The 13,613-nt window shown below is 70.6% G+C and carries 13 protein-coding genes; 3 read left to right on the top strand and 10 right to left on the bottom strand.

Features of this window, described 5'->3' with window-relative positions:
- Positions 1 to 449: 449 nt before the first annotated feature.
- Both AMS65_RS17505 and AMS65_RS17500 read right to left on the bottom strand, forming a co-directional pair.
- On the bottom strand, positions 450 to 716 hold the full coding sequence (locus AMS65_RS17505) for a hypothetical protein (protein ID WP_053385434.1): 267 nt from the start codon (positions 714 to 716) through the stop codon (positions 450 to 452).
- A gap of 13 nt (positions 717 to 729) precedes the next feature.
- Positions 730 to 966 (bottom strand): hypothetical protein, encoded by a 237-nt coding sequence (locus tag AMS65_RS17500; RefSeq protein ID WP_053385433.1) that lies wholly within the window; start codon positions 964 to 966, stop codon positions 730 to 732.
- 121 nt (positions 967 to 1,087) lie between these two features.
- On the opposite strand from AMS65_RS17500, the gene tgt reads away from it, so the two are divergent.
- Positions 1,088 to 2,383 carry a tRNA guanosine(34) transglycosylase Tgt gene (gene tgt, locus AMS65_RS17495; RefSeq protein WP_053385432.1) on the top strand — a complete coding sequence of 432 codons (1,296 nt, stop codon included), beginning with the start codon at positions 1,088 to 1,090 and terminating at the stop codon, positions 2,381 to 2,383.
- Positions 2,384 to 2,522: 139 nt separating this feature from the next.
- On the opposite strand, the gene AMS65_RS17490 is transcribed toward tgt, so the two are convergent.
- The 5 genes from AMS65_RS17490 to AMS65_RS17470 are packed head-to-tail and all read right to left on the bottom strand — an operon-like array spanning position 2,523 to position 8,157.
- A complete protein-coding gene (locus tag AMS65_RS17490) occupies positions 2,523 to 3,314 on the bottom strand; it encodes a queuosine precursor transporter (protein WP_241489502.1) in 792 nt (263 codons plus the stop codon).
- A gap of 57 nt (positions 3,315 to 3,371) precedes the next feature.
- Positions 3,372 to 4,364, bottom strand: coding sequence for an NAD(P)/FAD-dependent oxidoreductase (locus AMS65_RS17485; RefSeq protein WP_053385431.1), 993 nt, complete (start codon positions 4,362 to 4,364; stop codon positions 3,372 to 3,374).
- Positions 4,361 to 5,947 (bottom strand): glutamate--tRNA ligase, encoded by a 1,587-nt coding sequence (gltX, locus tag AMS65_RS17480; RefSeq protein WP_083451816.1) that lies wholly within the window; start codon positions 5,945 to 5,947, stop codon positions 4,361 to 4,363. Before gltX ends, AMS65_RS17485 begins: the two co-directional genes overlap by 4 nt.
- A gap of 6 nt (positions 5,948 to 5,953) precedes the next feature.
- Positions 5,954 to 7,201 carry an MFS transporter gene (locus AMS65_RS17475; RefSeq protein ID WP_241489504.1) on the bottom strand — a complete coding sequence of 416 codons (1,248 nt, stop codon included), beginning with the start codon at positions 7,199 to 7,201 and terminating at the stop codon, positions 5,954 to 5,956.
- Between the two features lie 5 nt (positions 7,202 to 7,206).
- The gene (locus AMS65_RS17470) at positions 7,207 to 8,157 is read right to left on the bottom strand and encodes a LysR family transcriptional regulator (protein ID WP_053385429.1); all 951 of its coding nucleotides are present in this window, start codon (positions 8,155 to 8,157) and stop codon (positions 7,207 to 7,209) included.
- 93 nt (positions 8,158 to 8,250) lie between these two features.
- Between AMS65_RS17470 and AMS65_RS17465 the strand changes: the two genes are divergently transcribed.
- Together AMS65_RS17465 and AMS65_RS17460 are read left to right on the top strand one after the other, a co-directional pair.
- Positions 8,251 to 9,330 carry an aminotransferase class V-fold PLP-dependent enzyme gene (locus AMS65_RS17465; protein ID WP_083451815.1) on the top strand — a complete coding sequence of 360 codons (1,080 nt, stop codon included), beginning with the start codon at positions 8,251 to 8,253 and terminating at the stop codon, positions 9,328 to 9,330.
- Positions 9,331 to 9,610: 280 nt separating this feature from the next.
- Positions 9,611 to 10,660 carry a hypothetical protein gene (locus tag AMS65_RS17460; RefSeq protein ID WP_053385428.1) on the top strand — a complete coding sequence of 350 codons (1,050 nt, stop codon included), beginning with the start codon at positions 9,611 to 9,613 and terminating at the stop codon, positions 10,658 to 10,660.
- A gap of 137 nt (positions 10,661 to 10,797) precedes the next feature.
- Here the strand turns inward: AMS65_RS17460 and rlmN are convergent, their stop codons facing one another.
- From rlmN to AMS65_RS17445, 3 genes are read right to left on the bottom strand one after another with little or no spacing between them, the layout of a single operon-like run.
- The gene (gene rlmN, locus AMS65_RS17455) at positions 10,798 to 12,099 is read right to left on the bottom strand and encodes a 23S rRNA (adenine(2503)-C(2))-methyltransferase RlmN (protein WP_053385427.1); all 1,302 of its coding nucleotides are present in this window, start codon (positions 12,097 to 12,099) and stop codon (positions 10,798 to 10,800) included.
- A gap of 51 nt (positions 12,100 to 12,150) precedes the next feature.
- A complete protein-coding gene (locus tag AMS65_RS17450) occupies positions 12,151 to 12,981 on the bottom strand; it encodes an aldo/keto reductase (protein WP_053385426.1) in 831 nt (276 codons plus the stop codon).
- Positions 12,982 to 13,016: 35 nt separating this feature from the next.
- Positions 13,017 to 13,517 (bottom strand): DUF779 domain-containing protein, encoded by a 501-nt coding sequence (locus AMS65_RS17445; protein WP_083451814.1) that lies wholly within the window; start codon positions 13,515 to 13,517, stop codon positions 13,017 to 13,019.
- Positions 13,518 to 13,613 lie beyond the last annotated feature (96 nt).

Below are 13,613 nucleotides of genomic sequence, written 5' to 3'. Positions count from 1 at the left end.
CTCCGAACAGCAACCTGTCTAACTTACCACCCTGACTTGCTCTTCGCAAATCCGCTGCACTCTGAGCGAGTGAGCATGAGAAACTTACCCTCTTTGAGGAGGTATCTCAGTGGTGAGATCGAGAGTCCCACTTTACACACTCGGACAGGACTTATCAAGTCCCTACCGGGGTGATCTTCGTGAGATCCGATTCGCAACCGATCCGGGCCGCTTTCGCTTCCCGCTCTGTCGCGCTGACAAGGGAATACATTACGCGGATCAGGGGTGCCCCGCAATTACCGCCCAGATCCCGGGCGTGTCTCCGCATGATTCCGCCAAATCACCGATTCGCGCCCCGCCTCCCCACCGCGCTCGAGCCCTCAGAAAACGGCCCGAAATCGGGGTTGCCGCTTCGAAAACGGCGAATCCCGGGCGCGCCGTCCGAGTACCGCGCCCTCCCGGGAGCAAGATCACGCCGGCACGCCCCTTCGGCGCCGGTCCCTTCGGCGCACGCGACGGTGCCGCGGTTCATAGCTCGCGGGCGTGATCCCCCGCACCCGAAGCGGAAGCGCCGCCGAGGCGGCCCCCACACCCCGCGCACGCCAGCGCTCGGCCTCCTCCAACTCCACGCCGTCGGTCAGCCACTCCCGCGCCTGCACCAGAGTGAAGCCCCGGGCGAGCCACTCGCGATACTCCTCCGGCCCCGGTCCGCCTGCAGTCGCCAACGCCGTCTTCATGCCGACACCTCGTCTACTTCTTGCGCGTGAGCCGCGCGCCCCGACCGTACTTCTGATGCACCGCCTGCTTGGAGACGCCGAGCACCGATGCGATCGCAGCCCAGCTCTCCCCCGCGTTGCGCGCGCGCCGCACCAGCACGGCTTCCTGCCGCTCGAACTCGCCGCGCATCCGCATCACCGCGTCGAGCGCGATGAGCGCGTTCTCGTTCTCGCTCGCATCCGCGAGTTCCCGCAGCTTGTCGGCGTCCATGCGTCAATTTTGATTGACCAGCTTTCGAAAGTCAAGCATTCTTGACGCTTGTCCGCTCCGGGCGGAGGAGGCCACGGCCGCTCCAGCCGGACGCACACCCGGGGAATGCTTAGATGGACGGGTGAAAGAGAGCCCCGCACCAGCGAGTCCCCTGCCCTCCCCCGCGGACTTCGGCTTCGCCGTCGATCATCGTCTCGAGCAGGGCGGAACCCGCGGCACCGGCGACAAGCCCCTGGGACGTGCGGGCACGATCCGCACCCCGCACGGCGACATCCAGACCCCCGCCTTCATCCCGGTCGGCACGAAGGCGACGGTCAAGGCGATGCTGCCCGCCACCGTGAGCGAGCTCGGCGGGCAGGCCGTGCTGGCCAACGCCTACCACCTCTTCCTGCAACCGGGAAGCGACCTCGTCGACGAGGCCGGCGGGCTCGGCAGATTCATGAACTGGGACGGCCCCACCTTCACCGACTCCGGCGGCTTCCAGGTCATGTCGCTGGGAGTCGGGTTCAAGAAGGTGATCTCGATGGACGAGAACGCCCACCGCAGCGATGAGGTCATCGCCGAGAACAAGGAGCGCCTCGCGCAGGTCGACGAGGACGGCGTCACCTTCAAGTCCTTCATCAACGGCGACCGGCACCGCTTCACCCCAGAGGTCTCCATGCGCATCCAGCACGAGCTGGGCGCCGACATCATCTTCGCCTTCGACGAGTGCACCACCCTGTTCAACACCCGCGGCTACCAGGAGGACTCCGTCGACCGCACCGCGCGCTGGGCCGTGCGCTGCCTCGACGAGCACGCCCGCCAGACCGCCGAGCGCGCGCACCGCCCCTACCAGGCGCTCTTCGGCGTGGTGCAGGGAGCGCAGTACGAGGATCTCCGACGCAAGGCCGCCCGCGGCCTGGCCGAGATGACCGGTGCAGAGGCCGGCGAACAGCGATTCGACGGCTTCGGCATCGGCGGCGCACTCGAGAAGACCGAGCTCGGCACGATCGTGGGCTGGGTGAACGACGAGCTGCCCGAGGACAAACCGCGCCACCTGCTCGGCATCTCGGAGCCCGAAGACCTCTTCGTCGCGATCGCGGCCGGCGCGGATACCTTCGACTGCGTCGCCCCGTCACGGCAGGCCCGCGGCGGCACGATGTACTCGAGCTCAGGGCGGATCAACGCGAAGGCCGCCACCCAGCGGCGGCGCTTCGAACCCCTGGATCCCGAGTGCGACTGCTACACCTGCGAGAACCACACCGCGGCCTACCTGCATCACCTCTTCAAGGCGAAGGAGATGCTGGCCTCGACGCTGGCGACGATCCACAACGAGCGCTTCATCGTGCGGCTGGTCGATCGGATCCGGCAGTCGATCATCGACGACACCTTCGTCGAGTTGCGCGAGGAGACGCTCGGCCGCCTCGGCAAGCGCTGATCCGCTCGATCGCCGCGGTTCACATGGGATCTGCCGAAGATATGCGGTTCGGGTGCATATCCGCCATATCTTCCGCAGATCCCATGTCCTCGGCAGAGCCCGCGTCCGCTCGGGCGCGGGCCCCGGCTCGGGCGCGGGGTCAGGCGCCGATGGCGCGCTGCTCCGCAGTGCGGACGGCGCGGATCACCCGCGTCGTCACGGGCAGCAGCACGACCTCGGCGAGCACCTTGACCAGGTAGCCGAGCACCACGTACATCACGAAGTCGAGGCCGGTGATGATGCCGGCGAACGCGATCGTGCAGAACAGCAGGGTGTCGATCAGCTGACCGGCGACGGTGGAGGCGATGAGACGCGTGCGCAGGAAGCGCCCGGAAGTGCGGCGGCGCATGCGATCCAGCACCCACGCGTTCAGCAGCTGGCCCGCGAGGAAAGCGATGAGGCTCGCGGCGACGATGCGCGGCACGAAGCCCATGACCGCGGCGAAGGCCTCCTGGTTCTCCCAGCCGTCGGCCGGAGGCGAGATCTGCACCACGAGGATCGTGAGCGAGGCGAGCAGCGCCATGCCGAAGGCCGTGAAGATCGCGCGCCGCGCGGCCTTCAGACCGTAGACCTCGGCGAGCACGTCGCCAAGGATGTAGGCGAGCGGGAAGAGGAAGACGCCGCCGTCGAAGACGAGGGGAAGCGCGAAGTCGCCGAGCGGAATCGCGCCGAACGCGATCGGCTTGACCGCGACCACGTTGGAGATGAGCAGGATCCCGACGAACACGGCCATGATGGTCGCGTAGCGGGCGCCCGCCTGCGATGCGCGGATCGCGACGGGTTGGGGCTGGCCGGTACCGGCTGCCGGGTCGACGCCCGGCTGCCCAGACCCTTCGGCGTCCGGGCCGTACCCGGTCTCTCGGTCCTCGGTCATGGTGCTTCTCTCATTCACTGCGGTCTCCTTCGGGATTCCGTTCGGGGAGATCGGATCCGGTCGGACCCGACCGGGTCAGGGGTCGGTCTGCCCGACGCCCAGGGCGCCGCGGATCAGATCCATGTTGAGCCTGGCCGCGACCCTGGCACCGCTGCCCGCCGCGATGATGAGCTGCTGGGGGCCGGGCGGCACGATGTCGCCCACCGCGTAGACGCCGCGGATCGAGGTCTCGCCACGGTCGTTCACGACCACGAGGCCCCAGTCGTCGCGCTCGATGTCGAGCTCGCCCAGGAACTCGACGGGCGCGTGCCATCGCGGACGCACGAAACCGCCGACGCGCGGGATCACCTCGCCGTCGGTGAGCCGCACGCCCGTCATCTCGGCGCGCTCGCCCACGATGTCGTCGATCGGACGCCGCTCGACGCGGATGCCGATCGATGCGAGCTGCTGCTCCTGCGCGGGATGCACGGTGTCGGCGTCGTTGGTGAACACGATCAGGTCGGAGCTGAAACGGCTGATCAGCAGCGCCCGCGCGAAGACATCGGTGGTCTCGCCGATGAGCGCGAGCGGCTTGTCGGTCTTCTCGAAGCCGTCGCACTCCACGCAGCTGTGCAGCGCCGTACCGTAGTAGGCGCGGATCATGGGCAGCGGCGGCAGTTCCTCGGTCAGCCCGGCCGCGATGAGCACCCGCCGGGCGATGAACTCGACGTCGGAGGAGCCCCGGATCCCCGTGCCGCGCACCCGGAACCCGATGCCGTCGGGGAATCCCGCCGAGATCGCCTCGTCCCGGCCGAGCGGGACCACCTCCTGCGTGACGGCCTGCGCGTAGATCGATGTGGGGTACGACTCGAACTCCTCGCGGCCGAGGCGGCGCAGTTCGAGCGGGGACGCCCCGTCGCGGGTCAGGAAGCCGTGGGACTGCAGCGTCGCGGAGTGCCTGGGGCGGTTGCTGTCGAGGATCGCGATGCGCCGATTCGCTCGCACGAGCTGCAGCCCGGCCGACAGCCCTGCCGGGCCGCCGCCGATCACGGCGACGCCGATCGGAGCGTCGCGATCCTCGGCGGTCATGCCTGCGGCTCCGCGCCCTCCGCCAGACGGGCCTGGAGGCGGCGCAGGCGCGCGAGCGACTCCTCGCGGCCCAGCAGTTCGAACGATTCGAAGAGCGGGGGCGACACCCGGCGGCCGGACGCCGCGACGCGCAGCGGACCGAAGGCGAGCCGCGGCTTGAGGCCCAGTCCGTCGATGAGCGCGGCCTGCAGCGCCGCCTGGATGGGCTCCGTGCGCCACGAGGCCTCGGACACGGCTTCGAGCGCGGCGATGCCGGCCTCGAGCACCTGCGGTGCGTCGCCCTTGAGCGACTTCAGCGCGTCGTCCTCATAGGCGAGCGCGTCGGCGGTCGTGAACAGGAAGCCGAGCATGCCCACCGCCTCGGAGAGCACGGTGATGCGGCTCTGCACGAGCGGCACGGCCGCCCGCACGGTCGCGAGCTGCGCCTCGGAGGGCTCGACCGGCAGCGCACCGCCCGCGATGAGGTAGGGCAGGATCCGCTGCCCGAAGTCGTCCTCGGCGAGCAGGCGGATGTGGTCGGCGTTGATCGCGTCGGCCTTCTTCTGGTCGAAGCGCGCCGGGTTGGGGTTGACGTCGGCCACGTCGAACGCCGCGACCATCTCAGCGCTCGTGAAGATGTCGCGATCCGATGCGAGCGACCAGCCGAGCAGCGACAGGTAGTTGAGCAGCCCCTCGGGGATGAACCCGCGTGCCCGGTGGTTGAGCAGATTCGACTCGGGATCGCGCTTCGAGAGCTTCTTGTTGCCCTCGCCCATCACGTACGGCAGGTGGCCGAAGCGCGGGATCGCCTGCTCGATGCCGAGCTCGACGAGCGCGCGGTGCAGCGCGATCTGGCGGGGGGTCGAGGAGAGCAGATCCTCGCCGCGCAGCACGTGGGTGATGCCCATGAGCGCGTCGTCGACCGGATTGGTGAGCGTGTAGAGGGGGGCGCCGTTGGGGCGCACGACCACGAAGTCGATCGTGGACCCCGCGGGGAACGAGATGTCGCCGCGCACGAGGTCGGTGAACGAGAGGTCGGTGTCGGGCACCCGGAAGCGCAGCGCCGGCTGGCGGCCCTCGGCGCGGAACGCAGCACGCTGCTCCTCGGTGAGGTCGCGGTCGTGGTTGTCGTAGCCGAGCTGCTTGGGGCGTCCGGCGGCCTCGTTGCGGGCGTCGATCTCCTCGGCGGTCGAGTAGCTCTCGTAGAGGTGGCCGGCTTCCAGCAGGCGGGCGGCGATGTCCCGGTAGATCTCACCGCGCTGCGACTGCCGGTAGGGGCCGTGGGGGCCGCCTGCGTCGATGCCCTCGTCCCAGTCGAGACCGAGCCAGCGCAGCGAATCGAGGATCTGCGCGTAGCTCTCCTCGCTGTCGCGCGCCGCATCGGTGTCCTCGATGCGGAACACGAAGGTGCCACCCGTGTGCCGGGCGTACGCCCAGTTGAAGAGGGCCGTGCGCACCATGCCGACGTGCGGCGTGCCGGTGGGCGACGGGCAGAAGCGGACGCGCACGTCGCTGCCCGTGGCGGCGGAGAACTGGCTGCCGGAGGCGGCGGAAGGCTGGCTGCCGGAGGCGGCGGAAGACTGGGAGGAGACGATATCTGACATCAGCGTCTAGTCTACTGAGTCGCGTCGCCCTCGCAGCAGCGCGGTGGCGGAGATCCCGAGAACGACGAGCGCCCCGGCGACCCCGGCGAGCACCGGGAATCCGCCGGCGGCGAAGATCGCCCCCGAGGCCGCGCCGAACACCGCCCCGGCCGCGTTCATGACGGTATCGGACTGCCCCTGGCGCCTCGGCCGCACCTCGAACGGGGTGACCTCGGTCAGCAGGGCCGATCCCGCGACCGTCACCATGCTCCATCCGATGCCGAGCAGCACCAGGGCGATCTGGACCGCCGCCATCGATTCGCCTCCGAGGCCCGCGCCGAGCGCCGCCAGACCGAGCGTGCCGAACCCGAGCACCACCACCGGCAGCGTGCCGATCCGGCCCGCCAGCATGCCGAACACGGGCGAGAGCGCATACATGCCGGCGATGTGCAGGCTGATGGTGAGCCCCACCAGCGTGAAGCTGCCGCCGTGATGCGTGATGTGCAGCGGAGTCATCGCCATGATCCCCACCATGGTCGCGTGCGCCAGCGCGATGAGGCCGATCACGAGGAACTGCGCGCCTCGTCCGCTCTGTTCCCGGGACGTCGTCGCACCGCGGCCGAACGACGGCTCCTCGCCGGCGACGGCGCCGGCGAGCCTGCGCGCCTCGAGCAGCGGATCGGGGCGCAAGCCGGCCCAGACCACGATTCCCGCGGCGAGCTGGGCCCCGATCGTGAAGACGAAGATGCCCGCGAGACCCGGGAGGCCGAGGGCCTCGCCGACGACCTCGCCCGGGCTGATGAGGTTGGGACCGATGACGGCGCCGATGGTGATCGACCAGACGACGAGCGAGAGGTCGCGAGCCCGGTTCTCGGGCACCGCGAGGTCGGCCGCGGCGAACCGCGACTGCAGCTGAACGGCACTCGCGACGCCGAGCACCGCGAGGCCGGCGAAGAGCAGGGGCGGCAGGCCGAGGGCCGCGGCCGCGATGATCGCGATCGCCCCGAGCACCGCGATGGCGTTGCCCGATGCGAGCGCGATGCGGCGGCCCCGGCGAGCCGCGAGACGCGCGAGCGGCATGCCCGCGAGGGCGGCTCCGACCGCGTTCATCGTCGAGCCGAGGCCCGAGAGCGCGTCGTTGCCGGTGACCTCGACGATGAGCAGCGCGCCCGCCGACAGCGAGGCCCCGACGCCGAGCCCGCCGAGCACCGTCGCGAGGGCGAGGATCGTGACGATCCGCCGCTGCGTGCGGCCCTCGGCCAGGCGCTCGGACACCGTGCTCAAGCGACGGGCTCCAACCCCCAGCGCGCGCCGTCGACGCCGGCGAGCAACCGCTTCGCCAGGCGCACCTGCGGGCTCTCGTTCGCCGTGACCATCGAGACGATCCCGATCGTGCGGTAGCGGGGCGGATCCAGCTGCAGTGCGCGCGCGTCCTCGGGAAGCGTGCGCGCCGCGGCGAGCGCGAGGCCGGGTACGAGCGCCACGGCTCCGCCCGCCGCCGCCATCGCGAGCATCGCCGGCACGTTGTCGGTCTCCTGGATGATGTCCGGTTCGAAGCCGGCCTCGCCCGCCGCGCTCAGCAGGTGCCCGCGGCACTTCTCGCACCCGGCGATCCAGTGCTCATCGGCGTAGTCCTCCAGACGGGCGGTGTCTCCATCGGTCTCCCGCGCGTGCGAGACCACCAACTGGACCTCCTCGCGCCAGAGCGGCAGGAACGCGCTCCCGGCGGGCAGCTCGGCCGCTCCCTCGTAGTCGAAGATGAGCGCGCAGTCGACCTCGCCGTCGCGCAGCATCGCGGTGGCGGCGGGCGGCTCGGCCTCGCGGTACTGCAGGGACACGTCGGGGGCCTCATCGACCAGCTCCCGCATCAGCGCGGGCACGACCGTTGCGCTCGCACTCGGGAAGCCGACCATGCGCAGCGTCCCGGCGCGCTCCCCGCGCAGGTCGTCGATGGCGGCGATCGCGGCGTCGATCTCGGCGACCACGGTGCGGCCGTGATCGGCGAGGATCCGGCCCGCCGGCGTCAGACGGATCCCGCGTCCGCTGCGCTCGATGAGCGGCACCGCGAGACGGGTCTCCACGCGCTTGATGCGCTGGCTCACTGCGGGCTGGCTCAGCCCGAGGCTCCCCGCGGCGGCGGTGAGCGAGCCGGTGGTCGCGAGCGCGTGGAGGATGCGCAGCTCGGTCGAGTCGATCGAGCCCAGTGGGTCGGCGTTGCGAAGCGTGGTCATGCAGACGATGGTAACCGATGCATAACGCTAACTGAAGCAAAACATAAGAATGATTCTGTTTCATTATGTCCGCCGGTCTCCTAGCCTGTCCGCATGAGCGCCTCCGTTTCCTCGACCCCGACCGCCGCTCCGGCGCTCCCCATCGCCGAGCTCGGCTTCGCCGCGGGACGCGGATACCTCTCGGCGTGCACCGCCGGGCTGCCGACGGCCGCGACCACCGACGCCGTGCACGCGTTCGTCGACGGCTGGGCGAGCGGACGCCTCGACGCCCGCGCGCTCGGAGTGCAGGCGCGGCGTTGCCGGGACCTCTTCGCCGGAATCGCCGGGGTCGCCACCGATCGCGTGGCGCTCGGTTCCCAGGTCTCGCAGCTCGTCTCGGTCGTGGCGACGTCGGTCCCGGACGGCGCCGAGGTGCTCTGCGCGGCGGGCGACTTCGCCTCGCTCGCGCACCCGCTGGAGCAGCTCGCCCGCCGCGGGGTCCGGGTGCGCTACGCCCCGGTCCACCGGCTCGCCGAAGAGGTGTCGCCCGACACGGCGCTCGTGGCGTTCTCGCTCGTGCAGTCGGCGAGCGGCGAGATCGCCGACGCCGAGGCGATCGCCGCCGCGGCCGCGCGCGGCGGCGCGCGCACGCTCGTCGATCTCACCCAGTCGCTGGGCTGGCTCCCCGTGGGCGCGGCGTCATTCGATTTCACCGTCTGCCACGCCTACAAGTGGCTGTGCGCACCCCGCGGCGCCGCGTTCCTCACCGTGCGCGAGGAACTCGACGACGAACTGGTGCCGATCGCGGCCGGCTGGTGCTCGGCCGACGACGTCTGGGCGTCGTGCTATGCGGGGCACACCCCGCTCGCCGAGGGAGCCGGACGCTTCGACGTCTCCCCCGCCTGGCCCGCGATCGGAGGCACCGAGGCCGCGCTGCGCGGTGTCGCGGCGCTCGATCCGCACGCCGTCCACGCGCACGACCTGGGTCTGGCGAACGCCGCCCGCGAGGTGCTGGGGCTGCCCGCGGGCGACTCGGCGATCGTCACCTGGGCGGATCCCGACGGCCGTGAACTCGCGGCGCTGACGGCCCACGGGATCGTGGCCTCGGGCCGCGCCGGCAATGCGAGGATCTCGTTCCACCTCTGGAACACCGCCGACGACGTCGAACTGCTGGCTCGCGCGCTCGGTCGCTGAGCGGGCGCCCGCCTGCCCGCCTGCCCTGCCCGGCTCTGCTCCGTCGGCCCCGCTCCGCCCGACCCCACCCTGCCCCGCCCGCCCCGCTCTCGAATTCGAGGCCTCTGCGCTGCACTATCGCGATGATAGTGCAGCGCAGAGGCCTCGAATTCGCCGAGAGCGATGGCGCGATGGCTGCGAGTTTCGTCCACAACGGAGCATCAGGACGACTGCCTGAGCCGTTATGCACAGATTTCGCGCCCGGGCGTTCCGGGGTGCCGGATCTTGCAAGGATTCGAGCATGCCCCGACCGCCAGCGCCCCTCCCCGCATCGCTCGGCCCGGTGTTCAGTGCGGCGGAGGCGCGGCGCGCGGGAGTGTCCGCCCGGCGCCTCCGGCAGCCCGATGTCGTCCGGCTCGGCCCCGGGCTCTACCGGCGCCGCCCCGAGACTCCTCCGAGCACGGAGGGCCCGCACCCCGATCGGGTCTGGCGCGACCTGCAGATCGCGCAAGCGCGCACCCTCACGCCGAGCCTTGCGCACGGTCAGTTCTACGCGGGATTCACGGCGGCGGCGATCTGGGAGCTGCCGGTGCCGCACACGATTCGCCGCGCCGATGCTCGTGTCGACACCGGCCACGATCCGGGCCGCGGCTCTCAGGTACCGCGCAAGCCCGACGACCGGCTCACGATCGGCTGCTGCACACCGCGGCGGATCAGCCGCAGACACGGGCAGCGCGCGCTCACCCTCTCCCCGCACCTGGCGACCGTCGTCGAGCGCGGTGGCTTGCCGGTCACCGATCCCGCAACGACGTGGGCCGTGGTCGCTCCCCTGCTGCGACGAGACGATGCGGTCGCCCTCGGCGACGCCATCATCCGCGATCACCGGATCCCCGGCACCACCCGGTTCAAGCACCCTCAGCTCGCCACCGCGGAGGATCTCGCGGCTGCCTCGGCGCTGCGCTATCGCCGGCATTCCCGTCTGCTCGGAGCGCTGCTGCCGCTCCTCTCGACGCACAGCGCCTCGCCACCCGAATCGCACCTGCGGCTGCGGATCCAGGAGTGGGGACTGTCCGCACCCGAGCTCGACTACGACGTGCGGGCCGCGAACGGGGTGCTGCTCGGGTGCAGCGAGTTCGCCTGGCCCCGCTATCGGCTCGCGGCGGAGTACGAGGGCGATCACCACCGCACGGAGAGCCCGCAGTGGAATCGCGACATCGAGAAGTACCACTCCTACGAGCGGCACGGCTGGGAGACCGTCCGCGCGACATCGTTGCTGCTGTACCGTGAGCAGCCCGAACTGAGACGCCGCCTCATGGGAGCCCTCCGCGACCGCGGCTGGGAAGGCCGATGACCGGCGACCAGGGCTCCCCGCGATGCCGCCTCGCACGCCCGGGAAACTTGAGTCCCTCCCGCTGCGGTATTCGGCGCATAGTGCAGCCGCAGGGTCTCGATTTCACGAGAGGGCGCCCGGGAGAGCGCTGCAGGCCTTCAGGACGCGGCGAACGCCGCTGCTTCCGCCTTATCCTGCTCGGTGGCGACGAGCTGCCCGCAGGCGCCGTCGATCTCCTTGCCGCGGGTATCGCGCAGCGTCGTCGGGACGCCCGCCGCGTTCAGCCGGTCGACGAACTCGCGGGTCACCTCTCGCGTCGACGAGGTCCAGATCGAACCGGGCGTCGGGTTGAGCGGGATCGGGTTCACGTGCACCCAGCCGCGGCCACGCGCGTTGAGCTTCTCCGCCAGCAGGTCGGCGCGCCAGGCGTGATCGTTCATGTCCTTGATGAGCGCGTACTCGATGGACACGCGCCGGCCCGTCGTCTCGTAGTAGTGGTAGGCGGCGTCGAGCACCTCCTCGACCTTCCAGCGGCTGTTGACCGGGATCAGGTCGTCGCGCAGCTGGTCGTCCGGCGCGTGCAGCGAGAGCGCGAAGGTGATGGGGATCTTCTCGTCGGCGAGCTTGCGGATCGCGGGTGCGAGGCCCACCGTCGAGACGGTGATACCGCGGGCCGACATGCCGAGTCCCTCGGGCGACGGTGCGATCATGCGGTGCACCGCGTTCATCACGCGCTTGTAGTTGGCGAGCGGCTCACCCATGCCCATGAACACGATGTTGTTCACGCGCTCGGGCTCCGCGCCGTTGCCCGCTTCGCGCTTGCGTCCGAGGCCGCCCTCGGCGATCACCCGGTTGGCCTGCACGATCTGGTCGAGGATCTCGGCGGTCGACATGTTGCGGGTGAGGCCGGCCTGGCCGGTGGCGCAGAACGGGCAGTTCATGCCGCAGCCGCACTGGCTGGAGACGCAGAGCGTGATGCGCCCGGGATAGCGCATGAGGACGGACTCGACGAGCGCGCCGTCGAAGAGGCGCCAGAGGAACTTGATCGTCGCGCCGTCGTCGGTGACAAGGCGCTTCACCTCGGAGAGGAGCGGCGGGAAGAAGGCCTGCGCCAGCTCCTCGCGGCGGTCCTTCGGCAGGTCCGTCATCTGTTCGGGATCGGTCGTGCGGTGCTCGAAGTAGTGCTTCGAGATCTGCTTCGCCCGGAACTTGGGGAGCCCCATCTCCACGACCTTCGCCTCGCGCTCCGCGAGCGTCATATCGGCGAGGTGGGTGGCGGGCTGCTTCACGCGGGGCGAGGCGAACTGCAGGGTCGGCCGCCCGTCGGGGCTCGTGATCTGAGTCCACCCCTCCGCTTTGGGGCGCACCTGCGGACGCGCCGAATCCCCGCTTCGCGGGCGGGTGCGGACCAGCTTGCCCTCGGCAGGCTGCGCGTCATGGTTGAGCTTGTTGGGATCCATATCGTTCCCTATTGTCTCATCCGCAAGCTGAGCGGTGCGGCGGCTGCGGGATCAGAATTCCTCGTAGCGCGCGGGATCCTGGTCCTTCAGCCGGCCGTCCGGTCGGCCGAGCGCCGTGATCGCCTCGATCTCCTCGGGCGACAGCGTCACCTCGGCAGCGGCGAGATTCTCACGCTGGCGACCGGGATCCGCCGACTTCGGCAGCGGCACGACGCCGCGCGCGACATGCCACGCGAGGACCGCCTGCACGGGGGTGATCCCGTGCGCCGCCGCGATCTCGCCGACCACCGGCTGCTCTGCGCTGCCGTTACCGCGGCCCACCGGGCTCCAGGCCTCGGTGATGATCCCGCGTTCGCGATGGTATTCGACCGCGTCGACCTGCGGGAAGAAGGGGTGCAGCTCGATCTGGTTGACGACGGGCCGCACGCCGGTCTCCGCCTCGATGCGCTCGAGGTGCTCCGGCAGGAAGTTGGAGACCCCGATGTGCCGCACGAGCCCGCGCTCGCGCGCCTCCACGAGCGCGCGCCAGGCCTCGACGTAGCGGCCGGTGATGGGGTTCGGCCAGTGGACCAGGTAGAGGTCGATCGCGTCGAGGCCCGATCGGAACACGCTCTCCTCGATCGTGCGCAGCGCCGCGTCGTAGTCGTGGTGCCGGCCCGGCAGCTTGCTCGTGAAGATGAGCGAGGATCGCTCCGTCCCCGAATCCCGCACGCCTCGGCCGACGGCGCCCTCGTTCTCGTATCTGAAGGCGGAGTCGAGCAGCCGGTAGCCGTTCTCGACCGCCGATCGCACGGCCGCAGCCCCCGCGATGCCGTTCAGCTTGTAGGTGCCGAGCCCGATGGCAGGCAGTGCGAATCCGTCATGCGCGCGCTGTTCGATCATGCTCCTCAGCCTACGCGGAGACCGGGCCTCCGGCCTCAGAGCAGCCGAGATCGGATCAGGAAGCGCATGCCCTCCGGGGCCTCCAGCGAGAAGCCGGAGCCGCGTCCCGGCACCGAGTCGACCGTGAGGTGCGTGTGCGACCACACGTCGAACTGCTCCCGGGACATCCAGAAACCGATCTCGCGATTCGCCGCGGTGCCGCCCGCCGCGGTGCTGCCCACCGCGGTGCCCGGGAGCGGAGGCAGTTCGAGGGTGCCGAGCAGCACGTCCTGGCCGCCCGTTCGGAACTCGCCCTCCTGATAGCACATGGGCGAACTGCCGTCGCAGCAGCCCCCGGACTGGTGGAACATGAGGGGCCCGTGCAGCGCCCACAGCCGCTCGATCAGCTCGAGCGCTGCGGGAGTGAAGGCCAGTCGGCTCTCGGTCTCCCCCGCGACCTCGGGCCGGGCGTCGACGCTGCCGGGTATCGCTTCGCTCCCCGAGGGGGCGGGCGGCGCTGCGGTGAGATCGCAGGCGTCCACCGTCTTCTCGTTCATCGTTCTCACCTCTCTGGAAGAACTGCGTACCTCCAGGGTACGCCCCCGGGTTTCGACTCGCCTGCGGCTCGCTCAACCAGCGGGGCGAGTCGAAAC

The organism is Leucobacter celer subsp. astrifaciens (assembly GCF_001273835.1).
GTDB classification, from domain to species: Bacteria; Actinomycetota; Actinomycetes; order Actinomycetales; family Microbacteriaceae; genus Leucobacter; species Leucobacter celer.
The sequence above is the reverse complement of the archived record's forward strand: the minus strand, read 5'-3'. Positions and strand labels throughout refer to the sequence as shown.

Bases quoted from the DNA above. Each gene is read 5' to 3' on its own strand.
- rlmN (WP_053385427.1), bottom strand. From the start codon at position 12,099: ATGGATCCCAACAAGCTCAACCATGACGCGCAGCCTGCCGAGGGCAAG.
- AMS65_RS17505 (WP_053385434.1), bottom strand. From the start codon at position 716: ATGAAGACGGCGTTGGCGACTGCAGGCGGACCGGGGCCGGAGGAGTAT.
- gltX (WP_083451816.1), bottom strand. From the start codon at position 5,947: ATGTCAGATATCGTCTCCTCCCAGTCTTCCGCCGCCTCCGGCAGCCAG.
- AMS65_RS17465 (WP_083451815.1), top strand. From the start codon at position 8,251: ATGAGCGCCTCCGTTTCCTCGACCCCGACCGCCGCTCCGGCGCTCCCC.
- AMS65_RS17470 (WP_053385429.1), bottom strand. From the start codon at position 8,157: ATGACCACGCTTCGCAACGCCGACCCACTGGGCTCGATCGACTCGACC.
- AMS65_RS17450 (WP_053385426.1), bottom strand. From the start codon at position 12,981: ATGATCGAACAGCGCGCGCATGACGGATTCGCACTGCCTGCCATCGGG.
- AMS65_RS17460 (WP_053385428.1), top strand. From the start codon at position 9,611: ATGCCCCGACCGCCAGCGCCCCTCCCCGCATCGCTCGGCCCGGTGTTC.
- AMS65_RS17500 (WP_053385433.1), bottom strand. From the start codon at position 966: ATGGACGCCGACAAGCTGCGGGAACTCGCGGATGCGAGCGAGAACGAG.
- AMS65_RS17445 (WP_083451814.1), bottom strand. From the start codon at position 13,517: ATGAACGAGAAGACGGTGGACGCCTGCGATCTCACCGCAGCGCCGCCC.
- AMS65_RS17485 (WP_053385431.1), bottom strand. From the start codon at position 4,364: ATGACCGCCGAGGATCGCGACGCTCCGATCGGCGTCGCCGTGATCGGC.